This window comes from Rhizobium sp. R86522 (assembly GCF_042466255.1).
In the GTDB taxonomy this organism is placed as follows: Bacteria; Pseudomonadota; Alphaproteobacteria; order Rhizobiales; family Rhizobiaceae; genus Allorhizobium.
In genome coordinates, this window is sequence record NZ_JAXHBX010000001.1 from 918006 (window position 1) to 942044 (window position 24039).

The window sequence follows — 24039 nt, forward strand, 5'->3', positions numbered from 1 at the left end:
GCGGCCGGGTCAGCCGTTTGGCGATTGCTCCTCGAAATCCCCTTTTGTAATGCAATCCATCCCTTGAATAGGGCCTGTTCGGACGTGCCAAAGCTCCGCTGATTTGTTATCAGCCATGGCAGCCGCCAGGGACGAGAAGAGACCAAGACGATGATTTTGAAGACCCATACCGTGAAGCAGGGCATGCCGGACGCTTCGCAGAAGTACCGCGCCTATCCGCAAATCGCCATTCCGGACCGCACCTGGCCGTCGAAGGTGATCGACAAGGCGCCGATCTGGTGCTCGGTTGATCTGCGCGATGGCAACCAGTCGCTGGTCAACCCGATGGGCCATGACCGCAAGGCGCGCATGTTCCAGCTGTTGCTCGACATGGGTTTCAAGGAAATCGAGATCGGCTTTCCCTCGGCCTCCCAGACGGACTTCGACTTCGCCCGCTGGTGCGTGGAAGAGGGCGGCGTGCCCGCCGATGTGTCGCTGCAGGTGCTGGTGCAGTGCCGGCCGGAGTTGATCACGCGGACGTTTGAGGCGCTGGAAGGTGCCAAGAACCCGATCATCCACTTCTACAACTCCACCTCCGAGCTGCAGCGCCGCGTGGTGTTCGGCAAGGATGTCGCTGGCATCAAGCAGATCGCGGTTGATGCGGCGAAGATGATCATGGACATGGCGGCGAAGGCTGGTGGCGGCTATCGCTTCGAATATTCGCCTGAGAGTTTCACCGGCACCGAGCTGGAAGTGGCTTTGGAGATCTGCAACGCCGTTATCGCCGAAGTGAAGCCGACTGATGACAACAAGCTGATCCTGAACCTGCCGTCGACCGTCGAGATGGCGACGCCGAACATTTATGCCGACCAGATCGAATGGATGTGCCGCAACATCGACAACCGCGAAAACGTGCTGATCTCCTTGCATCCGCATAATGACCGCGGCACGGGCATCGCTGCGACCGAGCTGGGCCTGATGGCCGGTGCCGACCGCGTCGAAGGCACGCTGTTCGGCAATGGCGAGCGGACCGGCAATGTCGATATCGTGACGCTGGCGCTCAACATGTTTACGCAAGGCGTCGACCCGCAGCTGGATTGTTCCGACATCGAGCGGATCAAGGCCGTCTACGAATATTCCAACGAGATGGTCATTCCCGAGCGCCATCCTTATGTCGGCGAACTGGTCTATACGGCCTTTTCCGGCTCGCACCAGGATGCGATCAACAAGGGCATGAAGTCGATCAAGACGGCGAATTCGCCGGTCTGGGAAGTGCCTTATCTGCCGATCGATCCGCAGGATGTCGGCCGCACCTATGAGGCGATCATCCGCATCAACTCGCAGTCGGGCAAGGGCGGTATCGCGTACATCCTGCAGGAGGATTACGGCATCAACCTGCCGCGCAACCTGCAGATCGAGTTCCGCGAGGACATTCAGCGGATCACCGACGAAGAAGGCAAGGAACTGCCGTCGAAGAAGATCTACGACCGCTTCATCGAACGGTACGTCGATCAGACCGGCGCGCGCATCAAGTTCGTCGATCACCACACCTATCCGGCCGGGACTGACCAGAAGGGTATTCGGGTGGTTGCCGCCGAGATTACCGACAATGGCGAGACAAAGCGGATCGAAGGCAAGGGAACGGGCCCGATCGACGGCTTCGTCAACGCGCTCTCGACCTATCTCGGCGTCGACCTCTCGGTGCAGGATTATTCCGAGCACTCTTTGCAGCATGGCTCGAATGCAGCTGCCATCGCCTATGTCGAAATGACCCATGCTGGCGGCAAGTTGTTTGGGGCTGGCATCAACACCAACATCGTGACGGCCTCGCTGGAGGCGATCGTCTCGGCCGCCAACCGTGTGTTGGACGAGCAGAAGAAAGCCTGATGAGATGACGCTCTTCGCCGAGGTTCGACATCCGTCCTCGGCGAAGGCCCCACTTGCGTTGCTGCATGGTTTTGGCGGGATCGGCGCCTCCTGGGCGCCGGTCATCGAGCGGCTCGAGCCACACCAGCCGCTTGTCGTCTATGACCTGCCGGGGCATGGGCGCTCGCTTGATGCCGAGGGTGTCGGGCATGGCGGCGTGATGGCCAAGGCAATACTTGCTGATCTCGACCGGCGCGGCATTTCGAGCTTTCATCTTGGCGGTCATTCCATGGGTGGTGCGATTGCCAGCCTGATTGCACTCAGGGCGCGGGATCGGGTGGCATCCCTGACACTTGTGGCGCCAGGTGGCTTTGGTCCCGAGATCGATCATCAGGCCTTGCGGCGTTATGGTTTGGCCGTCGAACCGGACGAGTTGGCTGTCGGGTTGGCCGCAATGGCTGCCCAGGGTGTTGCGTTTGAGGCAGCGGCTCTCGATCGGCTCGCGGCTGCTCGACGGATTGCCGGGGCGACGGATCGACTGATGGAGATCCTCCAATCCTTCCTCGTGGAAACCGACGAACGGATCGGGCAGGGGACGTTGCCGCTCTCCTCATTCTCCGATCTCGGCATTCCAACGCGATTGCTCTGGGGGACGGCCGACCCGATCCTGCCGGTCGCGCAGGCAAAAAACATCTGGGAGGGCGCGTCGGTCACGCTGATCGAGACTGCAGGCCACATGCTGATCGACGAGGCGCCGGATAGGGTGGTGGTGGCGATCCGGGCGGCGATGGCTGAAGGATAGAACATTCCGGCGGAATTAGAATCGCCTGAAATGCTCTATCTCTTTGCTTTGACGCAATTCCGAACGCAAAACCGGTTCCCACTTTTGCTGGAATTGCTCTAGCGGCTCAACCGAGCAGCCGTTCGCTGTGATCGAGCTTGAGCGGGGCATCTTCGCTTTCGATCTTGTAGCGCTGCCAGTCGAGTTGCCAGTTTCCGGCTTCGCCATCGATCGAGAAGAGATTGTAGCCGGCAGCGGGTTTCTTGGCGCCTGGTCCCTGGCTTGCTGAGGCGATGCCGACGACGGGGACGTTCTTTTCGCGGTCCGTCAGCCAGTAGAGCGTGTTGAGATGGGTGTGGCCGTGCAGCACGAGTTCGGCGCCGCCGGTGCGGATCGCTGCGGCGAAACGGCGGATGCCGATCATCCGCTTGTGCTGGGGAGCCGCTCCCCGGATTGGCGGGTGGTGGATCATCACCACGCGGAAAAGACCTTCCTCGCCGGCGGCCTTTAGAAGTGCTGCGGTCTCGCGGGCCTGGCGACCGCTGAAATAGCCCTGGGCGGAGAAGGGTGGGGTGGCGATGGAGGTCGAGCAGCCGATCAGCGCGACCGGGCCACGGCGGCGGATATAGGGGAAGAGCTTGTGATCGTCCTGGAAGATCAGGGGGTCGTCGTCGCCGCGCATGTAGTCGTACCAGGCCTGCACGACGCGCTCGTGGGCGCCAGGCACATAGGCGTCGTGATTTCCCGGCACAACGGATGTATCGAGCGGTGCACCGGCTTCCTTCAGCCATTCGGAAACGAGCTTGACCTCAAGCTTTGAGGCGAGGTTCACGAGGTCGCCCGTTATGGCAAGGTGATCCGGGTTTTCGGTACGAAGCGACTCCAGGACCATTTCCAGCGCATTGGGGAAAAGGTGCTTGCGGCGGTTGCGATGCCAGTTCACATAGCCCGTAATCCGCTTAGAGGCCAGTTCCCGGATCGTCAGGTTCGGCAGCGGGCCGAGATGCACGTCGGAGATGTGGGCGAGCTTGAACATGGCGCTTCTCTTAACGACGCTGAAACCGAGGGGCAAGGAAAATGACGCCAGCGGGTGGTACCGGGACGGGTGCCGATAGCGAAAGGCTCGGATGGCCGAAGAGGTTCCTCATTCGCCTTCTGCATGTCTATTTTGCCATCAATCGTGGCATGACGCTTGGTGTTCGTGCCGCCTGTTTCGACGACGCGGGGCGGATCTTCCTGGTCCGCCACACCTATGTGCCCGGTTGGCATATGCCGGGCGGCGGGGTGGAGCGCGGCGAGACGGCGATCGAAGCGCTTTTGAAGGAAATGCGGGAGGAGGGTAATCTTGAACCCGTCGATGCTCCCGCACTCTTCCATGTCTACTTCAATGCCCGGATCAGCCGGCGTGACCATGTCTTGCTTTACCGTGTCAACGTGCGGCAGACGATGGTCCGCCCCGCAGACCGGGAGATTGCCGAGGCTGGCTTCTTCCACTTCGACGCTCTGCCGGAGGGCGTGACCCAGGCGACACGGCGTCGGATCGCGGAACTGCGCGGGGAAATCTCCCCGGCGCATCACTGGTGAGTGTCAGGCGCCGAGCTTTTCTCGACCGTGCGGCGCCATCAGGTCCTCATCAGGGCCAACCGGCACGACCCCGGTCGGATTGATCATGGTGTGGCTGCGGTAATAGTGATGCTTGATGTGGCGCATCTCGACCGTCTCGGCCACGCCCGGCGTCTGGTAGAGGTCGCGCAGATAGGCCGACAGGGCAGGATAATCGGCGATGCGTCGGATGTTGCACTTGAAGTGGCCGACATAGACGGGGTCGAAGCGCACCAGCGTGGTGAACAGACGCCAGTCGGCTTCCGTCATGCCGCTACCGAAGAGGTAGCGCTGATCGGTCAGTCGCTTCTCCAGCCAGTCGAGTGTCTCGAAGAGCGGATAGACGGCGCTTTCATAGGCTTCCTGGGTTGTGGCGAAACCGGCCTTGTAGACGCCGTTATTGACCGTGTCGTAAATGCGGGCGTTCACCTCGTCGATCTCGGAATGGAGATCTTCGGGGTGCATGTCGAGGCCCGAGCCGGTCAGGCCGTCGAAGGCCGAATTCAACATGCGGATGATCTCGGAGCTCTCGTTCGAGACGATAGTGTTCTGATGCTTGTCCCAGAGGACCGGTACGGTCACGCGGCCCGAGAAGGTCGGGTCGGCTTTGACATAAACCTGCCAGAGGAAATTCGAGCCGAAGAGATGATCCGGCGTGGCGCCGTCGCGGTCGTGGAATTCCCAGCCGTTCGACAGCATCAGCGGATCGACCACGGAAACCGAGATCAGGTCTTCGAGGCCCTTCAGGGCGCGGAAGATCAGGGTGCGATGCGCCCAGGGGCAGGCATAGGAGACGTAGAGGTGGTAGCGACCTGCCTCTGCCTTGAAACCGCCCTTGCCGGAAGGGCCAGCGGAGCCGTCTGCGGTCACCCAGTTGCGGAAGCTCGAGTCAGCCCTCTTGAAGTGCCCCGAGGTCGATTTCGTGTCGTACCAGACGTCCTGCCAGACGCCATCCACCAGTCTACCCATGGTCGCTTCCTTCTCGTTTGAACTTGACCCGGAAGATACGGCTGTCGGCTGCAATTGCGAGGGGCGATGGGTTGAACAGTGCGTTTTCCGTTGGACGGACAGAAATTTTGCTGCTATCGGAACAACACTCAAGATTTGAAGGCCCCGATGACCCTCGCACGGAACCCACGACGACGCTGAAGCTCTCGAACGCACGATATTCGTGCGCGTGAACCCTATTGCTGTCTGTCTATTGGTTTCGGTCATCCATGTTTCACTCCGGCCTTGTCTACCTCACCGAGGATGCGTCGCACGACGCTGTCATCGAACTCATCAACGAAGAAGCTTTCGGTCCCGGCCGGCACACCCGTGCGGCAGCGCGAATCCGCGAGCAGGGCCCACATGACCGGTCACTTTCCTTCATCTGCACCGACAATGGTGAGACGATTGCATCAGTACGCATGACGCCAGTGCTGGCCGGGGATGTGAAGGGGCATCTGCTCGGACCGCTTGCCGTGCGCCCTTCCCACAAGAACCGGGGCATAGGCCGCGAGCTGGTGCGGATCGCGATCGAGGCGGCGCGGCGCAAGGGTTCGGAAGGCGTGATTCTGATCGGCGACCCGCCCTATTACATGCCGCTCGGCTTCGAGAAGGTCGCCTACCAGGCGCTCGACTTTCCCGGTCCAGTCGATCCGAACCGCGTGCTCATCGTGCCTTTGGTGGGCGACGTGCATGACCGTTTGAAGGGTGTGATCGCCTGGCGGGACGCAAGTCCCGTCGAGGCCGCGGATGCGGCCGACGGTTCGAAACGCTACGCCTCCGCCTGACGCGGCGACTGCTCCCAGGGAAGGCACGGCCGTTCGCGCATCGGGTGGACGCTTTCAACCTCACGTTCGAGACAGGCACGAATGTAGACCCGGTTCACCAGTTGCATCAGCAAGGCAGTGAGCGGTGTTGCCATGGCGAGCCCAATCAGGCCGAAGAGCGTTCCGAAGACAAGTTGCGACGAGATCACCAGGACGGGAGGAAGAGACACTTTCTGCTTCTGCACGATCGGCGTGACGACGTAACTCTCCAGTGTCTGGACGAACATATAGACGGCAAGCACCATCAGCACCGCATTTGTCCCATCGGGTACGGCGAGCAGCAAGCCTGGGATCGCGGCGAGGATGGGGCCGACATTCGGGATGAAGGCGAGCAAGCCGGCGATGAGGCCAAGCGCCAAGGCGAGCGGTATGCCGATCAGCCAGAGACCGAGACCGGTCAGAATGCCGACGACGGACATCGATATCAACTGTGCCGACAACCAGCTCTGCAGCGTCGCGATGCTCTCGTCGATCACGTTGCCGGCCTCAGGACGGAGCGACGGCGCAAACAGGCGCAGAAAGCCTCTTCTGTAGGTGCCGGGATCGAACGCGCCATAGAGCGCGATAAAGAGCAGCAGGACACTGTTGCCGAGATAGCCGAATGCGGAACCAAGCGCCTGCGTGGCGGCGCCGCCGAACGCGCCGGACCAGAGATCGGTCTGCTCAATGCGATCGAGGAGTTCGCGGCCCCAGGCATATTGCTCGATGCGCTCGGCAAGGCTCTGTGCCGCTTCGGGGAGCTGTCGCCACAGCTCGTCGATCTGCGTCGATACGGCGGGCGCTGCGACCGTGCCGCCAATTGCAAAGCCGCCGACGATCAGCAGGAGGAAGATCGCCACACCCCATGCCGGGCGCAGCGACAGATGCCGGGCAACCCAGAGCCCTCCAGCCCGAAAGAATACGGCGAGCAGGAGCCCGGCAAAGATCATCAGCAGCGTTGCGGGCAAAAGAACCAGGAAAAGGATGAGCGCCGCTGCGAGGACGCTGAGTGACAGGACGCGCATCGAGACGCCTCTATCCCGCGCTTGATTGCGGCCTGATGCTCTGTCCGTTCGGTTCATGTGAATTGCCCCTTGTTCGCCAAAAGTCGCTGGGGCCATGCCGGCACCCTAGACCGGGAACAGTGGGGAGCGCTCGATGTTCCGATCCATTCTTGGCCCGCATGTGCTGGCGGTGATCCGAACAATGGGCGATCGGGCGAAGCAGAAGCTCAGAAGCGCTTGATCAGCCAGCAGATATCATAGCCCTTGGCAAAATCCTCGATGCGGCCGAAGACGTGGTAGCCGGCACGTTCATAGGCACGGCAGGCAGCCGGGTTGATCGTGTCGATATAAGCGCCGATGCAACCGCGCGCCTTCGCCTCTTCTTCGGCGAGTGTCAACAATCTGCCGGCCATGCCCTGACCGCGCAGGCGCTCAGGGACCGAGAGCAATTCCACATAAAGCCAACCGCGACCGGTATAGCCGACGAGGCCACCGTCGACGGAGCCGTCGTCTGCCTGAATCGGAATGAAGAGATCGCGCCTATCGGATGGGCCGAGCAGGGTCTCGTTGTGGGCCTTGATGCTGGCGAGGATCGCGTCGCGGGCGGTTTCGGGGACGGTGTCGGCGGGAGGGAGTGATGGAGGCATGGGCGAAGGTTAGGCTGCGTTGGCTTCATTGTCCACGTGCTGGTCGGCTGGCCCACATCGGTCATGGGGGGATTCCGAGTGACCACAGCCGCAAAGTGCCTGTTTCCTCAGGGGGCTTGGTCGACGATGCATCGTTGGTCCGCCGTCGAATATGCTAGATCTGGTCCGCCCAGCTACCGATTTTGCAGTGAGAATTCCGATGCATCCGATACCGACATTCACAACAGGTCGCCTCGTTCTACGCGCCATGCGCAAGGAGGACTGGCCTTCGTACAAGCAGCTGATGGCGTCGGAACGGGCGCAATTCATGGGTGGCCCTTTCCTGGATGCTGCAGCCTGGGGCATGTTCTGCAGCGACCATGCGCAATGGGATCTGTTTGGTTGCGGGGCGCTGATGATCGATGAAACAACGACCGGTGCCTGTGTGGGACAGGTGGGGATCAATGCGGGGCCGCTGTTCCCGGAGTTCGAGTTGGGATGGTTCGTTTATCCTCAATTTGAAGGCAGGGGCTATGCCCATGAGGCGGCTGAAGCGCTGCTCCATTGGGCGAGAGAAGTGCGACGGCTTCCGAGCCTTGTTAGCTATGTCGATCCTGAGAATGTCAGGTCAGGGAGCCTTGCCATGCGGCTCGGCGCCGTGCTGGACCGGACAGCGGCTCGGCCCGCGCCAGAGGATCTGGTGTATCGGCACTATCCAAAGAGAGAGGGTTAGGCGGCGTCAGCAAGTAGCAGAGGGCGGGTGGTGCTACCGCCCAGAGGGCGGGTGGTGCTACCGCCCCTCGCGCCACCACATGGCCGAGACTGCCAACAGCAAGATCCCCAAGCCAGCAAAACCGGCAAACAGGGGCATTGTGTTGACGCCCTTGAGCACCGTTTCGTCCGTCAGCTTGATCAGCATGCGGCGGTCGTCGGCGACGCGGACTTCGCCGCGCACCGGCAGGATGTCGGGGATGCGAATGGTCTCGTCGCCGTCGTCGAGGCGGGCGGTCAGGCCGCGGGTTTCCTCGCTGATCGGCGACAGCGTGTCCGTGCTGGAGATCATTGCGCGGAATTCGGGGGCGTCAACGGCGCCGACATGGACGAGGCTCGAGAAGTCGCCATTGGTGATGGTGAACAGGCCGGTCTCGGTCATGCGGCGTTCGCCGCGATAGAGGCCGGGCTGGATCTCGTTTAGGTTCAACGCAATCGTTTCGCCTGAGGGCGTGGTGATCGTCGCGGGGCCGGGGGCGTCGCCGATGGTCTGGCGGGTCACTTCCAGCGTGCGGCCGGTGGCGCGCGCCTTCAGTGCCTCTTCCTCGAGCTCCGGCTCCTTCATCAGCCAGTGGGCGATGCGGCGATAGAGCGACACATGCGGGCCGCCGCCTTCAAAGCCGCGGGCCCAGAGCCAGCCCTGATCGGAGAGCAGCATGGCGACGCGGCCCTCATTGGCGCGGTTGAGCACGAGCAGGGGACGGTCGCCGTCGCCCGTCATGACGGTTTCGCCATCGGTACGGCCGACATCGACGCTGCGGAACCAGCGGCCCCATTGTGGCGGCTCCACGGCGGAGCCATCGAGGCCACGGGTGACGGGGTGGCGTTTGCCCTGCTCCGAGATGCGGGGATAGAAGCCGGCCTGATGAACATCGCCGGTCGGGGTGGCCGGAAGCACGGACTCGAGCGGTGTGAGGGCGATCGAGTCCTGTCCGGCATGTTCCGGGCCGGCGGCGATCAGCAGCGCGCCGCCATTCCTGACATATTCGGCGATGTAATCGTAATAGAGGATCGGCAGCACGCCGCGATGCTGGTAGCGGTCGAAGATGATCAGGTCGAAATCATTGATCTTTTCGACGAAGAGTTCGCGGGTCGGGAAGGCGATCAGCGACAATTCGTTGATCGGCGTGCCGTCCTGCTTTTCCGGCGGGCGCAGGATGGTGAAATGGACGAGGTCGACCGAGGCGTCTGATTTCAACAGGTTGCGCCAGGCGCGCTCGCCGGCATGCGGTTCGCCGGACACGAGCAGCACGCGCAGGTTCTGGCGGATGCCCTCGATCAGGTGGATGGCGCGGTTGTTGACATCGGTGACTTCGCCCGGTGTGGCGGCGACGGAGAATTCGAGGACATTGTTGCCGCCGCGCGGCACGCGGAAGGCAAAGGAGGTCTCGGCGCCGGGAACGGCCGGGACGATCCCCAAATCTTCGCCGTTCATCTTGACCGAAACATCCGCGGGCTGGTTCGAGGCTTCGCCGTCGTCGAAGACGCGGAAGGTCAGCTCCTGTTCCTCGTCGACGATTCCGAAGCGCGGAGCGCGGAGGACTTCGATACGGCGATCGAACTCGTCGGCCTTGCCGGTGATCAGCGAATGCACCGGAGCATCGAACGGGAGCGCCTGGTTTTCGGCGGGGATGTCATGCACCTGGCCGTCGGTGACGAAGATTGCGCCGCCGACACGGGCCGGCGGAACGTCCGTCGTTGCCGCAGCCAGCGCTTCGAAGAGCTTGGTGGACGGGGCGTCGCTGTCGCCGGGATCGGTGACCTCGATGATGCGCGGCTCGATATTGGGGAAGCGGCCGAGGCGGTCGCGGATGGCCTGCAGCGCCTGATCCGTTTGTTCGGCGCGGCCGGCGATCTGCTGGCTCTGGCTGCGGTCGACGATGACGGGCACGACGGTGGTCAGCGGGTCGCGCTCTTCCTGCAGGAGGAGCGGGTTGGCAAGGGCTGCAAGTACGGCGATCGAAGCGGCCAGGCGGATGGCGGTGCCGCGTACGCCGCGCAGGAAACCGAGGACGGACAGCACCACGGCCAGCACGGCAAGGGTGGCGATGGCGATCCAGGGGATGAAGGGGGCGAATTCGAGCGTCATGGTCTCACTGCCCCAGTCGTTCGAGCAGCGCAGGCACGTGGACCTGGTCTGCCTTGTAGTTGCCGGTCAGCATATACATCATGATGTTGACGCCGGAGCGGAAGGACATTTCGCGCTGCATCTCATCGGCGGGGACGACAGGGAGCACGCTTGCGCCATTGGCATCGATTGCCCAGGCGCCCATGAGATCGTTGCCGGTGATCATGATCGGGCTCACGCCATCGCCGGAGGAGGCGACGCCGCTGTTGCTGGAGAGCGCTTCCTGGCGGGCCTCGACCCAGAGCGGGCTGCCGCTGTAGCGGCCGGGAAAGCCCTGCAGCAGATAGAAGGCGCGCGTCAGCACGTGGTCTGATGGAACCGGCTCCAGCGGCGGGATGTCGATATTGGCAAGGATCGCCTGCAGGCGTTCGCCGTTTGGAGAGGCGCCGACCTCGTTGCCGAGTGTCGAGCCCTGGTCACGCGTGTCGAAGAGCACGGTGCCGCCGGCGCGCATATAGGCGTCGATGCGGCTGATGGCAGCGGCAGAGGGCATAGGGGCGGAGGCCGAGATCGGCCAGAAGATGATCGGGTAGAAGGAAAGCTCGTCCTTCGAAATGTCGACACCTATGGGCGGAGCGGGCTCTAGCGTCGTGCGGTAGGTGAGGAAGTCGGTGAGGCCGGCGAGACCCTGCTCGGAAAGGCGATCAACCTCGGCTTCGCCGGTGATGACATAGGCGAGGTGGGTGTTGTCGAGCCGCTCAAGGATCTGTTCGTCGCCGGGCTTGGCATCAGTCGACTGGGCAAGCGCCTGACCGGGCATTGTTGCCGCAGCGAGCGCGACGGCAAGCGCCAGGATTGAGGCGGCAGCAGCCGGCGCGCGTTTCGGCAGGCGGGAGTAGGCTCCGCCCATGAAGAGGACGATCAGGCTGTCGATGACGAGAAGCAGGAAGGCGAGCGTCAGCAGGGAGGGCTTCAGCGGGGTGGCGGCCGTGCCGGCCATCGGGTCGCGGGCGACGGTGAGGCCTGCCGGCGAGGGGAGCGGGCGCAGTGTGGCATCCGATGGCAGGAGGTTGAGTGCCGTGAAGCCGTCTTCCGTGCCGTAGAGGCCCGGCGGATTGTCGAAGGTCGCGGCTTCTGGACGGTCCGGGCCGAGCGACAGGGGCTTTGCGGTGCCCGCCTCGGCGGTGAGCGCGCCGCGTTCGGTCAGAAGACGGAAGGGCGGAAGCGACGGGGCGGTCGCCTGGCCGGCCTGAGCCTCAGCTGCGCCGACACGAGTGAGCTGGACGATACGGCGGAGCATGTCGACAAAGGTGCCGGAAATCGGCAGATCCGACCAGGTGGCCTCGGCGCTGACATGGAAGAGCACGATGCGACCGGCGCGGTTGTCCTCGACAGTGACGAGCGGTGTGCCGTCGGCAAGGCTTGCCCAGGTGCGGGCGGCGAGATCCGGCGTCGGTTCCGCCAGAACCTGGCGCTTGACGAGGATGCCTTCGGGCCGCGGCATGCCGGCAAAGGGGCCGAAATCCGGGAAATCGGCGAGCGGCTGCGGCTCGGCCCAGGAGAGCGCGCCGCCGAGCGCGCGTTCGCCCTGGCGCAGGATGACCGGCACGAGCGGGTCGTCTGCGGGGGCGGCGGCAAGGCGCGGACCGGCAAAGCGGATCAGCGTGCCACCACGGTTGATCCAGGCCTGCAGCGGATCATAGACATCGGCCGGCAGACGGCCGACATCGGCCAGCACGAGGGCAGACGGGTTCTGGTTGAGGATTTCAGGTATGGCGACTGCGAGGTCGGTCTGGCCGGGCTTGACCACGTCGGCATAGGGGCCAAGCGCGCGTTCGATGTAATAGAGCGGCGAGAGGAGTGGCTGGAAGCCGTCACCGCTGTCGCCGGAAACAAGCGCGACCTTGCGGCGGCGGAAGCCGTCGTCGAGCAGGTGGGTGGCGCCGGCCGAGGCGACGCCTGCGATCGAGAGGCGGGCGAAATCATTGCGCAGTTCGAAGGGCGCTGCGATCTCGCCGGACGCTTCCGTCGTGCCGGGGGCGAAATCGACTTGACCGGAGGCGATGACGCGACCCTGGCGGTCCTGAGCATCGATGATGAGGCTGCGAGGTTCCGAGGCGTTGAGGCGCGAGAGCGTGACGGTGAGCGCATCCGAGCCGTTGTTTGCGCCGGTGATGGCGACGCTTGCTGCACCATCGCCCTCGACGATGCGGAATTCGGCGGGCGAGAGGCTGGCGAGATCCGACAGGAACGGATCTTCCGCGTCGCGGGCGATGCCGTCGGAGACATAGGCGAGCGTGCCGGGGCGTTCCGACGAGAAGGTGGTGCGGAGCGCTTCGATGGTCCTTGCCCGATCGGGGCGCTGCGGATGGGGTGTGGCGGCGGCAAGTTTTTCGAGCGCCACGGCGGCGGTGCCGGGTATCGCGTCATGGTTTGCCTCTGCCGTGAAGACGATCGAGACGGGCAGGCTGCGGTCAGCGGCATCGCCGATCAGGGCGGTCGCGGTCTCGACGCGGCGATCCCAGTCGCCGACGGTTGCCCAGCCGTTGTCGACAACGAGCAGCAGAGGACCGTCGCCGGAGAGGGTGGCGTTGCGCGGATTGAGCACGGGGTCGGCCAGCGCAAAGATGACGATGGCGGCCATCAGCATGCGCAGAAGGGTCAGCCACCAGGGGCTTTTCGAGGGCGTTTCCTCGCGCTTCAAGACGCCAGCCAGGATCTTCAGCGGCGGGAAGACTTCCGTCTTCGGGCGCGGCGGGGTGAGCTTCAGGAGCCACCAGATCAGGGGCAGTGCAAGCAAAGCACCAAGAATGGCGGGAGCGCCGAAGGCGAGTGGCATACCGAACATCAGCCCGCACTCCTGTTGACGGCGGGCGGCATGCCCGACAGGTGCATGTGGACAGCGACGAGGGCCTCCGAGGCGAGGCGATCGGTGCGGTTGTGGGTGAAGCTCCAGCCCATGCGGCGGAGCTGATCCGACATCGATCCTCGGCGAGCGAGATAGGCCTGCTGGTAGTCTTCGCGCAGGGTCTCGGCGCGGCCGGAGGTGAGCTTTTCGCCGGTTTCGGGATCGGTGAACTCGGTGCGGCCGGTATAGGGGAAGGTCTCTTCCGCCGGATCGGCGACCTCGAGCACGTGGCCGCGAAGACCGCGGCGGGCGAGCGGCGTGATACGCTCCATCACCCGGTCGGCATCGTCGAGAAAGTCGCCGATCAGCACGATGTCGCTTGCGCCGCGGATCATTCGGGTGTCGGGCAGGCCTTCGGTCAGCGGCGCATGCATGATGGCGGTCGCAAGACGCTCGGCGGCGTTGCGGGCGGAGATCGGCTCCATGATGCCAGGGCAACCGATGCGTTCGCCGGAGCGCGCGAGGATTTCGGCGAGTGCCAGCATCAGCACAAGCGCGCGGCTTTCCTTGGAAACAGAGGCAAGCGTCGACTTGTACATCATTGAGGGCGACATGTCGGCCCAGAGCCAGACCGTGTGGGCCGCTTCCCATTCGCGGTCACGGATATACATGTGGTCGTCGCGGGCAGAGCGGCGCCAATCGATGCGCGAGAAGCTCTCGCCATCTGCATAGGGGCGGAATTGCCAGAAGTTTTCGCCGATGCCGCGCTTGCGGCGGCCATGCCAGCCGGCAATCACGGTATTGGCGATGCGCTTTGCCTCGACCATGCAGTCAGGCACGAGCACGGCGCGCTGGCGGGCGCGCTTCAGCACTTCGCTGCCGTCTGTCTGCTCGACGATCTGGCCGATCGATGCCACGCGGTTAAGGCCTCCCTTACTTGCGCAGGTCGGAAACGAGACCCGCGATGACGTCGCGGACGGTCATGCCTTCGGCACGCGCCGCAAAGGTCAGTGCCATGCGGTGTTCGAGCACGGGTTCGGCGAGCGCGTATACGTCGTCGATGGAGGGGGCGAGGCGGCCTTCATAGAGGGCGCGGGCACGAGCGCAGAGCATCAGGGCCTGTCCGGCGCGGGGACCCGGACCCCAGGCGATGTTCTTGTCGGTCGTGTCGTTGCCGTGGCCCGGACGTGCCGAGCGGACGAGCGTCAGAATGGCGTCGACCACGGTGTCGGAGACCGGCATCTGGCGGATCAGCTTCTGGATCTCCAGCAGGCGGGCGCTGTTGATCACTGCACTGGCGCGGCGGTCACCGACGCCTGTCGTCTCCAGCAGGATCTGCCGTTCGGCGGCAAGTTCCGGATAGAGAACGTCGACCTGCAGCAGAAAGCGGTCGAGCTGCGCTTCAGGAAGCGGATAGGTGCCTTCCTGCTCCAGCGGGTTCTGGGTCGCGAGCACATGGAAGGGAGCGGGCAGCTGATAGGGCTGGCCGGCGATGGTGACGTGGTACTCCTGCATCGACTGCAAGAGAGCAGACTGGGTGCGCGGGCTTGCGCGGTTGATCTCGTCGGCCATCAGCAGCTGGGCAAAGACCGGACCCTTGACGAAGCGGAAGGAGCGACGCCCCGTCTCGTCCTGGTCCATGACTTCCGTGCCGATGATGTCGGAGGGCATCAGGTCGGGCGTAAACTGGATGCGGTTGGCATCGAGGCCAAGGGCCGAGCCGAGCGTCGTCACCAGCTTGGTCTTGGCGAGACCGGGAACGCCGACCAGAAGAGCATGGCCACCTGAGAGAATGGCGAGGAGGGTGTTTTCGACGACCTTTTCCTGGCCGAAGATCACCTTGGCCACTTCCTGGCGGATCGCCGCGATATCTGCGAGCGCCTTCTCGGCCTCGGCGACGATCGCTTTCTCGTCCATTGCAACATCGGGATTTGGCATCATGCCCATGGTCTGCTCCAATTGGTTTTGGCCGAGTCCGGCGAATCGAACGGACGCGTAAGGTGCATGTTACTGAAACTAACTTATTGGCGAGAGGACGGCTGACAAGGACGTTTCGAATGACTATCTCGTGACTGTTATAAGCTAAAGACAAAACCGGGACGCAAAGATGGCAGGCGATACGCTGAAGGCGACTACAGATGCGGCGGGGCTCGCCGCGCTGATTTCGCGCGCGTCAGCGCAAACATCGGGCGGAAAGGCATCACTACCGCCGGTGGAACGCTGGGAACCGCCGTTCTGCGGGGATCTCGACATGGAAATCAGGGCTGACGGTACCTGGTTCTACATGGGCACGCCGATCGGTAGGGCGCCACTCGTCAGGCTGTTTTCGACGGTTCTGCGCAAGGATGAGGACGGCAAGACCTATCTCGTCACGCCTGTGGAAAAGGTCGGTATTCGTGTTCAGGACGCCCATTTCGTCGCGGTCGAGATGAGCGTGACGGAAGAGGCGGGTGAGTCGGTGCTGACATTCCGCACCAATGTCGGCGATGTGGTCGAGGCGGGGCCTGAGCATCCGCTGCGCTTCGAGATCGTTGGCGACAATCACGAGCTCAAGCCTTACCTGTCCATCCGTGGTCGTCTGGAGGCGCTTGTCTCGCGAGCGGTCATGTATGATCTCGTCGAGCGGGGAGAGGTGGTGGAGATCGAGGGCAAGGCAATGTTTGCCGTGCGCTCTCGCGGCGCGGTATTTCCGATCATGCCCGCCGAAGAACTCGATCGCCTGTCCCGATGACATCAATGACGTTTACCGCAGAGGACTTCCGTCGCCGGGCGCTGGAACAGGTGGGTGCACCGCTTGAGCATGCTTGGCGCGACCATGGCGACCATGCGCTGAACCCGGACACCATCCTGCAATACGAGCAGCTGAAGCTGAAGGACGCGGCGGTGCTGATCGGTGTGATCGACGATCCGGACGAGGCGCGCATCATCCTGACGCAGCGGACCAGCAAGCTCCGGCAACATGCCGGGCAGATCGCCTTTCCGGGCGGCGGTATCGATGCGACGGACAGGTCGCCGGAAGAAGCGGCGCTGCGCGAGGCGGAGGAAGAGATCGGCCTCGACCGTCGTTTCGTCGAGACGGTCGGGCGGCTGCCGCAATATCTCTCGGGAACCGGTTTCCGCATCCAGCCGGTGCTTTCCGTCGTGCAACCCGGCTTCGAATTGACGCTCAATCCCGACGAGGTGGACAGCGTCTTCGAGGTGCCGCTTTCCTTCCTGATGAACCCATCCAATCACCGGCAGGACAGCCGGATGTGGCAGGGCTCCGTCAGACATTTCTACGTGATGCCCTATCGGGAGCGGCATATCTGGGGCATTACGGCCGGCATCATCCGGACGCTTTATGAAAGGCTCTATGCATGACCAATCTGTCCGATCGCGACTGGTTCCAGGAGCCTGCCCTCAAGAAACTGATGACGCTGCTCAACAGCGGTGGCGCGGTGACACGGGTGGTCGGCGGCGCGGTGCGCAACAGCCTGATGGGACTTGATGTCGGGGATATCGACCTCGCCACGACGTTGATGCCGGAAGAGGTGAGCGGCCGGGCGGCGGCGAAAGGCATCAAGGCGGTACCGACCGGGATCGAGCACGGCACTGTGACGCTGGTCGTTGACGGCAAGGGTTATGAGGTGACGACGCTCCGGCGTGACGTCGAGACCAATGGTCGCCATGCCCAGGTCGCCTTTGGCGCAAGCTGGCAGGAGGATGCCGACCGGCGCGATCTCACGATCAACGCGCTTTATGTCGGTCTCGATGGTGAGGTGATCGATCTCGTCGGCGGCCTGAAGGACATCGAAACGAAGACAGTGCGCTTCATCGGCGATGCCGAGCAGCGGATTGCCGAAGACTACCTGCGCGTCCTGCGCTTCTTCCGCTTCTTCGCCCATTACGGCAGCGGCCGTCCCGATGCGGACGGGTTGAAGGCCTGTGCAAGGGCGCGGAGCCAGCTGAAATCGCTCTCCGCCGAGCGCGTCTGGAGCGAGATCAAGAAGCTCTTGTCCGCGCGGGATCCGGGGCGGGCACTCCTCTGGATGCGCCAATCGGGCGTGCTGACCGAAATCCTGCCTGAAACGGAGAAATGGGGCATCGATGCGATCCCCGGTCTGATCGCAGCCGAACAGGCATTGGGCTGGGATCCGGATCCGTTGCTTCGTCTCTGCTCTATCGTGCCGAAGGATGCGGCGCGGCTGGTGACGCTGTCCGAGCGATTGCGGCTGTCGAATGCCGAGGCGCTGGCGCTCGACCGGTTCGCACGGGCGCCGAAGCCGCAGGAGACGGTGACCGACGTCGCCTTCGACCGCGATCTCTACCGCTTCGGCAAGGACGGCATGATCTCGATGCTGAAGCTCGAGCTTGCCTCCGCCCGTGCGCGTGCAGAGGGTGACCAGAAGGCGATGGCGCGGAGTGCGCGGCTGTTTTCGCTGTTGAAGCGTGCCGAGGGCTTTGTGCGGCCGGTGCTGCCGATCAAGGGCTCCGACGTGCTTGCCGCCGGTATCCCTGCCGGGCCGCAGGTCGGGGAAATTCTCGGCAAGCTCGAGGAAGGCTGGATCGCATCGCAGTTCAATCTCAGCCGCGAAGATCTGCTGGCCCGGCTGGAGACACTGGCGAAAGCTTGAGAGTTCGGCGCATCGAGGTAGGACGATACGCCCGAGAGCGGGTTCGGTTCATCAGGCCCCGCTCAACAAAGAGTGTCCATTTGTCCGCGATCCAGCGGCGATCCCTGGAGCGTATCTCTCCCGGCTTCAGATGATCGACATGATGTCGGTCTGGCCTTTCAGAGGAGGGATTTCCATGACACGCTTCGCAGTCGCATTTCTTGCCGCAGGCATGACCTTTGCCGCTTCTTCGGCGAATTCCGCCAACATTGTCGAGACCGCCCAGCAGGCGGGCAGCTTCAAAACTCTTTTGGCCGCCGCTCAGGCTGCCGGTCTCGTTGACGCGCTTTCGGGCGGCGGTCCGCTCACGGTCTTTGCGCCGACGGACGAGGCTTTCGCAGCGCTTCCGGCCGGTACGGTCGAAAACCTGCTCAAGCCGGAAAACAAGGATCAGCTGGCCGCGATCCTGAGCTACCACGTCGTCGGTCGTGAACTGACCTCGACGATGCTGCCGGGCCGCACCATCCATGTCCGCACGATCAAGAGCGGCGGTGACCGGACGCTCGCCGTGTCGAAGTCTGGCGCAGGCGTGACCGTCGATGGCGCAAACGTCGTATCCGCCGACATACGCACCGATAACGGCGTCATTCACGTGATCGACAAGGTCATGCTGCCGAGCAGCTAAGACACGCAGGTTCGTCCTGGACACGGAGCCCGCCTGTCGGGCTCCGTTGCCGTTCATGCCGTGTCGCCTGAGGTTTCAGGCCGTCTGGGACTGGTCGTTGCGGATCCGTTCCTTGATGTGGTCCACCATGGACGGACGGATGATCTCCTCGCCATGGGTGACCTTCAGGTGTTCCACGGCCCGTCTTACGACTTCTGCCTCCTCGTCGGCCCGCGTGTGCCAATCGCAGCCGGGGACAAGAGTTCCGCATTCGAAGCGTTTCATGATCGTCTCCTCCTTCGTCGTCTCAACTCTCCCGTAACCGCAGAATGCCATGATTGTTCGGCGGATGGCAAAAAAATGGCCCGCACGAGGCGGGCCAAGGGTATCGACGCGGTGGATTCGGACTGATCAATCGGGCATGGCCCAGGCATGGAATACGGAGCGCGCGGGTTGGCGCTTGCCCCGATGGCTGCCAGTCTCGATGTCGTTTGCGGCAAGCCGGTCGGCGAGATCCTTGCCGGCCAGACCGAGGCGCACCTGCTCAACGAAATAAGAATGGGGCAAGTCGACATCACTCGACTGACGCATTTGCTCCGCCAGCCGATCGATCAATTCGGGTGCCTTGAGCGCACGATCGGTGGGGTCACTGACGCGGGATACGGATACTGAGCTGGATGGGGTCATCGCAATCTCCTCCTCGATACTGCGTGAGGCCGCAGAATGCCTCCCGTCCGGCGCGAGCGCAATGCAAACTGTCAAGTTCGCGACACACTTTGTCGTAAGCGGCGGGAATCACCGCTCATTCTTTTTCGTGAGTTGACGTGTGGATAACCGTGACAGCGGTAACCCGTGCGATCAGGGATATCGCACGAGCGGCGGGAGCGAGGAGAGGATTGATTCGACGTTACCGCCGGTCTTCAGGCCGAAGATCGTGCCGCGGTCGTAGAGCAGATTGAACTCCACATAGCGGCCGCGACGGACAAGCTGTTCCTCGCGGTCCCCGTCCGTCCAGGGATTGTTGAAATTGCCCCGGACGATCTTCGGATAGACGAGATTGAAGGCGCGGCCGACATCCTGGACGAAAGCAAAGTTGGCGGCCCAGCCGCCCTTGTCCTCGTCTGCCGTCAGCCAGTCGAAGAAGATGCCGCCGATGCCGCGCGCCTCGTTGCGGTGGGGCAGGAAGAAGTATTCATCGCACCACTTCTTGTAGGCGGGATAGTCGGCGACGGCGGGATGGCGTTCGCAGGTGACTTCCATCGCGCGGTGAAACAAACGAGTGTCCGGATCGTCCTGGCTGCGACGGCGGTCGAGGACGGGCGTCAGGTCGGCGCCGCCGCCGAACCACTGGCTCGATGTGACCACCATGCGGGTGTTCATGTGCACCGTCGGCACATGCGGGTTCACGGGATGGGCGATCAGCGAAATGCCGGAAGCCCAGAAGCGCGGGTCTTCCTCGGCGCCGGGCATCTGCTTGCGGAACTCGGGTGAGAACTCGCCATGTACGGTCGAAGTGTGCACGCCGACCTTCTCGAAGACGCGGCCATACATCATCGACATGCGGCCGCCGCCGCCCTTGCCCTCTTCGCGCTGCCAGTCCTTGGCCTGGAAACGACCCGGCTCGCGATCGGCCATCGGGCCGGTGAGCTCGTTTTCCAGCGTCTCGAAAGAAGCGCAGATCGTGTCGCGCAGGCTTTCGAACCAGGCGCGGGCGGCGTCCTTCTTCTCCTCGATATCCTCTGGCAGGCCTTTCGGCAGAACCGGTCGCTCCATGTCGTCCCCCTCAACTTCTTCAGGCAAACGAATATCAGGTGAAATCGCGGGCGGCCATATGGGGGCGGGGGTGTCCCCGTAAAATCGACTCGCCTTCCGGTTTTGCGTGGATTAATCTCTCGCCCATGCGAGGGATTTCATGACGAAGATACCTGGCCCGCCGCCATTTACAGGTCTCAGGAAGCGTATTGCCGATCACCGCGCCGGAACGGCCGGGCGTCTGGGCGGGCAGTTCGTGCGCGAGACCTATTGTCTGACCCGCGAAGAGGCCCGAGCCAAGGCGCGCGAGTGGTTCGACGCCTTTCCGAAGGCGGCCTACTGGACCGAGGTAGAAAGCTGGCGGCAGCTCGACGAAGACCAGATCGAGTTCACCATGCGCCGGCTGCCTTCGGCCGACTGACTGCGCCCTGCTCAGGTGCGATCCGAAGGCGAAACCTCAATTCGCTAAAATTCTAACAATCTTCGAAAGCCAATCACAAAGCCTCGTCGCTAGGGTGATCCCTATACAGCCGGAATGATGCCGGCTTCGGATCGACATGACATGCGACACAAGGTTTTCCCATGACTGCAGCCTCGTTCAACCCATCCATTGCCAGTCAGGCTTCGATGGCGAGCGCTGCCGCGTCCGCCCTTGACCGGGTAGCACCGCGCGCGGTGGCAGCGCCTGTCGCCGAGGTAGATGCGGCTGCATCGAGCTATTGGTCGATTTCCACCACCATGCGGCCCGGCAGCCTGTCGGCTGGCAGCGTGCAGGAAGCGAACGAGATTGCGGCCGCGGTCTCCGATACGGCTGCACTCGGCCTGGAGCAGGCGACGGATATCGTCGCACGCATCCAGCAGAAGCTCGTGCTTGCCAAGGCTATCGGTGCCGATCGTAATGCGATCAATGCCGATATCTCGCAGATGAAGGTCGATCTCGGTGCCGTCGTTGAGGACAGCACGTTCAACGGCGACAACTGGCTGATGGTTGAGGCCGGCGGGCGGCCCAAGGTCGCCTCGCTCCTCGCCTCGGTCACCACCGGCGATGACGGTGGCCTGTCCATCAATATGGTCGATTTCGACACTGCCAAGTCGACGCTCGTCTCGCGCCAGGAGGCGCGCGACGGGGTGCTGACGCGGGCCTATGCCGGCACCAACCTCGGCGGCGTGCCTTACAATTACCACCTGATGGATGCGCAATCGCGCGAACCGGCAGAGGCCGGGGCCCGCGAGATCAGGCTCGATAGCGGCACGACCAGCGACGAGATCGACGGGATGATCGCGACCCTCAATCGGGTCTTGATCGATATGGTGAGCGCCAGTGCCGAGGTGAGCAAGACGCGCAGCCAGGTGACGGGCGGCGGCGTGGTTCTCCAAGGCTTGCAGGGGATGTCCGAACTCGGTGTCAGCCGACTGGTCGATACGGAACTCAACGAGCAGCGGGTTCGGCTGACAGCAGAGAAGGTGCAGGACCAATTGCAGTCCTCCGCGCTCAACATGGCGAATGTTTCGATGACGTCGTGGTTGAAGCTCTGAGCTCAAGCTGCTGTTTGTGAATTGAAAAGGCCCGCTTTGAGCGGGCCTTTTGCTGTTTTCGGCAGCTGACCTGCTCTCGTTCAGCTCTTGGCGCGGGGACGCCTTGCCTTGCCGCGCGGCAGCGGGACCATGATGGGGCTCGCGGCTTTTCCGGCCTTCTTCGGCAAGTCCGTGTCCTTTTCCGGGGCGGCCGCTGTCGCAACAGGATCGACGGTCGGATCTGCCGCCTCCGGTGATGCCGAAGCCTCCGGCAAGGGCTCGTCTGGTGCTGGTGGTTCAAGGTCGATCACGGCTGGAAGCGGCGCCTCCCCGGCAAGCACGGGAAGGGCTTGCGGCTCGACCGGTTCTGTTTGGATGGTGACCGGTTCTGCGACGGTGTCTTCGACGAGGTTGGCTGCGACCGTCTCGGGTGTTGCGGTTGTCGCCTCAACGGGTGCTTCTGCAGCGGGCGCTTCACCGCGCAGGATGTCGTTGATGATTTTGGTGACCTTCAAGGCTGTCGGCAGGTCGGTGTTGGTCGAATGGCCGCAGAAGGAGACCTTGATGTCGGTCGCAATCTTCGGACGCGAATTCAGTTCGCCGAACCAGTCGAGTTCGCCGACGACGTCGATGACCTCGGTGAAGGCTTCCGGCATCTTGATCCGGCCACCGAAGGTGACGATCCGCGCGGTGTTGGCCAGCGTCTCTACCCGACCCGGGTCACTGGCCTTCAAGGCGTAGAGGGCGTCGGCAATGACGCGGTTGCCGCGGGAATGGCCAGCGATCAGGGTGAAGGACAGCGTGGGATCGGCAAGCAAGGTCGATACCGTATCGGCATCGAGGCCGGTGCGGCGATTGGTGTCGGTATCCTCGCTGCGCTTGCCATAGGCACCGAGCTTCGGCCGACCGACGACGTCGTCGATCACCTCGAGATTGCTTCTGATATGGCCGAGCCAGCCGAAGAGGAAGGCGCCGCCGATCGCCTCGTTGACGATGTCGCCAAGACCGTAGCCCGACACCACGGCTGCCACAGGGGCGTCGATCGCGTCGGCCACGTTGCGCGCGAAGGCGGCGGCACCGATCGCCGAGCCGCCGATGCCGGCGACTGCCATGGCGCGCACCTCGCGCCCACCGCGCAGGCGGAATTCCTCGACGCTGTCGCAGAGCGTCAGCATCCCGGCGCCTGTGGGCGGAACGATCATGATCAGGCCTTCAGAGGCCAAGCTGTCACTGATGTAGAAGGTCTCGTCGGCTGTGAGGGCCTTCACGTCATAATAGAGCGCGTCCATGCCGGTATTGCGGAGACGCCAGGGCTCCAGGGCGGCGTTGCGGACCGGGCGCTGGCTCAAGCGCTCGGGGAAGCTCAAGGATCGGGCGAACTGGGTGAGACCCAGGGCGAATGCTGTCTCGAACATGACTCCATCTCCCTATTTTGCTGCAATGCAGCATAGCGCGATACGGTTGAATTAGCAATTGCCGTTGAAGCGGCGCATCGCTAACGTCTCGCTATCCTAGGCGAGGGCGACTGTGGGCGCCTTGATCTATGTCTGGTTCCTGCCGATCTGGAGTCAGAAGCCGGTCTGGCGCAGCGCTTCCCCGGTGATCATCGCCGCCGACATCGCGACATTGATCGAACGCTGGCCCTCGATCATGGGGATAATGATCCGGTGATCGGCCCGGTCATGCACCTGATCCGGGACACCGGCACTTTCGCGCCCGAAGAGAAGGATGTCATTTCCGGCGTAATCGAATTGGGTGTAGGGCAGGGCGGCTTTGGTCGAGGCGAGCACGAGGCGGCGGCCTTCCGAAAACCTCCAGGCGTCGAAGCGCTCCCAGTTGACGTGGCGGGTCATGGCGACGCTTGCGAGATAATCCATGCCTGCGCGCTTCAGGTTCTTGTCGGAGAGCACGAAGCCGGCCGGCTCGATGATATCGACCTTCATGCCGAGACAGGCGGCGAGCCGGAGGATGGTGCCGGTGTTGCCGGGAATGTCTGGCTGGTAAAGGGCGATGCGCAAGTCGGTCATGGGCCGGTCTTATGCGATCGGGGCACGTCGCTCAAGGCGGTCGCTGTCTTGCTGACTGCCGGCTGTGATCGGTGTGCAACAGTTGCGGGCGAATGTCTCGATCGCCGCGAAAGCCGGCTGGAAAATTCCCCTGTCCGCCGATAGAAGGAAG

The 24039-nt window shown here is 63.2% G+C and carries 24 protein-coding genes; 11 read left to right on the forward strand and 13 right to left on the reverse strand.

Going from position 1 to position 24039, the window contains the following annotated elements; genetic code table 11:
• Nucleotides 1–150: 150 nt before the first annotated feature.
• Together leuA and SJY08_RS04335 are read left to right on the forward strand one after the other, a co-directional pair.
• Nucleotides 151–1866 (forward strand): 2-isopropylmalate synthase, encoded by a 1716-nt coding sequence (gene leuA, locus SJY08_RS04330; protein ID WP_377274811.1) that lies wholly within the window; start codon nucleotides 151–153, stop codon nucleotides 1864–1866.
• Nucleotides 1867–1870: 4 nt separating this feature from the next.
• On the forward strand, nucleotides 1871–2647 hold the full coding sequence (locus SJY08_RS04335; RefSeq protein ID WP_377274812.1) for an alpha/beta fold hydrolase: 777 nt from the start codon (nucleotides 1871–1873) through the stop codon (nucleotides 2645–2647).
• 106 nt (nucleotides 2648–2753) lie between these two features.
• Here the strand turns inward: SJY08_RS04335 and SJY08_RS04340 are convergent, their stop codons facing one another.
• The gene (locus SJY08_RS04340; RefSeq protein ID WP_069043666.1) at nucleotides 2754–3662 is read right to left on the reverse strand and encodes a metallophosphoesterase; all 909 of its coding nucleotides are present in this window, start codon (nucleotides 3660–3662) and stop codon (nucleotides 2754–2756) included.
• A 41-nt stretch (nucleotides 3663–3703) separates the two neighbouring features.
• On the opposite strand from SJY08_RS04340, the gene SJY08_RS04345 reads away from it, so the two are divergent.
• Nucleotides 3704–4210: an NUDIX domain-containing protein gene (locus SJY08_RS04345; RefSeq protein WP_377274813.1), complete on the forward strand. Its 507-nt coding sequence runs from the start codon at nucleotides 3704–3706 to the stop codon at nucleotides 4208–4210.
• A 3-nt stretch (nucleotides 4211–4213) separates the two neighbouring features.
• On the opposite strand, the gene SJY08_RS04350 is transcribed toward SJY08_RS04345, so the two are convergent.
• Entirely contained in the window at nucleotides 4214–5197 is a 984-nt protein-coding gene (locus SJY08_RS04350) for a glutathione S-transferase family protein (RefSeq protein WP_300888296.1), read from the reverse strand.
• A 248-nt stretch (nucleotides 5198–5445) separates the two neighbouring features.
• Between SJY08_RS04350 and SJY08_RS04355 the strand changes: the two genes are divergently transcribed.
• On the forward strand, nucleotides 5446–6003 hold the full coding sequence (locus SJY08_RS04355; protein WP_377274814.1) for a GNAT family N-acetyltransferase: 558 nt from the start codon (nucleotides 5446–5448) through the stop codon (nucleotides 6001–6003).
• Here the strand turns inward: SJY08_RS04355 and SJY08_RS04360 are convergent.
• On the reverse strand, nucleotides 5988–7103 hold the full coding sequence (locus SJY08_RS04360) for an AI-2E family transporter (protein WP_377274815.1): 1116 nt from the start codon (nucleotides 7101–7103) through the stop codon (nucleotides 5988–5990). The genes SJY08_RS04355 and SJY08_RS04360 overlap by 16 nt on opposite strands.
• Nucleotides 7104–7252: 149 nt before the next feature.
• The gene (locus SJY08_RS04365) at nucleotides 7253–7672 is read right to left on the reverse strand and encodes an N-acetyltransferase (protein ID WP_054151466.1); all 420 of its coding nucleotides are present in this window, start codon (nucleotides 7670–7672) and stop codon (nucleotides 7253–7255) included.
• A gap of 199 nt (nucleotides 7673–7871) precedes the next feature.
• Here SJY08_RS04365 and SJY08_RS04370 point away from each other — a divergent pair, with 199 nt between their 5' ends.
• Nucleotides 7872–8384, forward strand: a complete 513-nt coding sequence (locus SJY08_RS04370; protein WP_377274816.1) for a GNAT family N-acetyltransferase — start codon at nucleotides 7872–7874, stop codon at nucleotides 8382–8384.
• Between the two features lie 57 nt (nucleotides 8385–8441).
• Here the strand turns inward: SJY08_RS04370 and SJY08_RS04375 are convergent, their stop codons facing one another.
• The 4 genes from SJY08_RS04375 to SJY08_RS04390 are packed head-to-tail and all read right to left on the reverse strand — an operon-like array spanning nucleotide 8442 to nucleotide 15285.
• Nucleotides 8442–10511, reverse strand: coding sequence for a hypothetical protein (locus SJY08_RS04375; RefSeq protein WP_377274817.1), 2070 nt, complete (start codon nucleotides 10509–10511; stop codon nucleotides 8442–8444).
• A gap of 4 nt (nucleotides 10512–10515) precedes the next feature.
• Nucleotides 10516–13338, reverse strand: coding sequence for a DUF4159 domain-containing protein (locus SJY08_RS04380; RefSeq protein WP_377274818.1), 2823 nt, complete (start codon nucleotides 13336–13338; stop codon nucleotides 10516–10518).
• Nucleotides 13338–14255: a DUF58 domain-containing protein gene (locus SJY08_RS04385; protein ID WP_377274819.1), complete on the reverse strand. Its 918-nt coding sequence runs from the start codon at nucleotides 14253–14255 to the stop codon at nucleotides 13338–13340. Before SJY08_RS04385 ends, SJY08_RS04380 begins: the two co-directional genes overlap by 1 nt.
• Before the next feature lie 16 nt (nucleotides 14256–14271).
• Nucleotides 14272–15285: a MoxR family ATPase gene (locus tag SJY08_RS04390; protein WP_069043673.1), complete on the reverse strand. Its 1014-nt coding sequence runs from the start codon at nucleotides 15283–15285 to the stop codon at nucleotides 14272–14274.
• Between the two features lie 160 nt (nucleotides 15286–15445).
• Between SJY08_RS04390 and SJY08_RS04395 the strand changes: the two genes are divergently transcribed.
• The 4 genes from SJY08_RS04395 (at nucleotide 15446) to SJY08_RS04410 (ending at nucleotide 18615) form a co-directional block, all read left to right on the forward strand.
• Complete coding sequence (locus SJY08_RS04395; RefSeq protein WP_377274820.1) at nucleotides 15446–16069, forward strand: DUF1285 domain-containing protein; 624 nt, start codon at nucleotides 15446–15448, stop codon at nucleotides 16067–16069.
• Entirely contained in the window at nucleotides 16066–16698 is a 633-nt protein-coding gene (locus tag SJY08_RS04400) for a CoA pyrophosphatase (RefSeq protein WP_054151473.1), read from the forward strand. Before SJY08_RS04395 ends, SJY08_RS04400 begins: the two co-directional genes overlap by 4 nt.
• A complete protein-coding gene (locus tag SJY08_RS04405; RefSeq protein ID WP_377274821.1) occupies nucleotides 16695–17951 on the forward strand; it encodes a CCA tRNA nucleotidyltransferase in 1257 nt (418 codons plus the stop codon). The genes SJY08_RS04400 and SJY08_RS04405 overlap by 4 nt, the downstream gene beginning before the upstream one ends.
• Nucleotides 17952–18126: 175 nt before the next feature.
• Entirely contained in the window at nucleotides 18127–18615 is a 489-nt protein-coding gene (locus tag SJY08_RS04410; protein ID WP_054151475.1) for a fasciclin domain-containing protein, read from the forward strand.
• Nucleotides 18616–18690: 75 nt separating this feature from the next.
• On the opposite strand, the gene SJY08_RS04415 is transcribed toward SJY08_RS04410, so the two are convergent.
• From SJY08_RS04415 to hemF, 3 genes are all read right to left on the reverse strand, one after another.
• Nucleotides 18691–18879, reverse strand: coding sequence for a DUF1059 domain-containing protein (locus SJY08_RS04415; protein ID WP_054151476.1), 189 nt, complete (start codon nucleotides 18877–18879; stop codon nucleotides 18691–18693).
• A gap of 126 nt (nucleotides 18880–19005) precedes the next feature.
• The gene (locus SJY08_RS04420) at nucleotides 19006–19281 is read right to left on the reverse strand and encodes a hypothetical protein (RefSeq protein WP_054151477.1); all 276 of its coding nucleotides are present in this window, start codon (nucleotides 19279–19281) and stop codon (nucleotides 19006–19008) included.
• Nucleotides 19282–19452: 171 nt separating this feature from the next.
• On the reverse strand, nucleotides 19453–20367 hold the full coding sequence (hemF, locus tag SJY08_RS04425; RefSeq protein WP_377274822.1) for an oxygen-dependent coproporphyrinogen oxidase: 915 nt from the start codon (nucleotides 20365–20367) through the stop codon (nucleotides 19453–19455).
• Nucleotides 20368–20506: 139 nt separating this feature from the next.
• Between hemF and SJY08_RS04430 the strand changes: the two genes are divergently transcribed.
• The gene (locus SJY08_RS04430; protein ID WP_054151479.1) at nucleotides 20507–20767 is read left to right on the forward strand and encodes a hypothetical protein; all 261 of its coding nucleotides are present in this window, start codon (nucleotides 20507–20509) and stop codon (nucleotides 20765–20767) included.
• Nucleotides 20768–20928: 161 nt separating this feature from the next.
• Nucleotides 20929–21882, forward strand: coding sequence for a flagellar hook associated protein (locus SJY08_RS04435; RefSeq protein WP_377274823.1), 954 nt, complete (start codon nucleotides 20929–20931; stop codon nucleotides 21880–21882).
• Nucleotides 21883–21962: 80 nt separating this feature from the next.
• Here the strand turns inward: SJY08_RS04435 and SJY08_RS04440 are convergent, their stop codons facing one another.
• Entirely contained in the window at nucleotides 21963–23276 is a 1314-nt protein-coding gene (locus SJY08_RS04440) for a cell envelope biogenesis protein OmpA (protein WP_377274824.1), read from the reverse strand.
• Between the two features lie 153 nt (nucleotides 23277–23429).
• The gene (locus SJY08_RS04445) at nucleotides 23430–23888 is read right to left on the reverse strand and encodes a tRNA (cytidine(34)-2'-O)-methyltransferase (RefSeq protein ID WP_377274825.1); all 459 of its coding nucleotides are present in this window, start codon (nucleotides 23886–23888) and stop codon (nucleotides 23430–23432) included.
• Nucleotides 23889–24039: the final 151 nt, after the last annotated feature.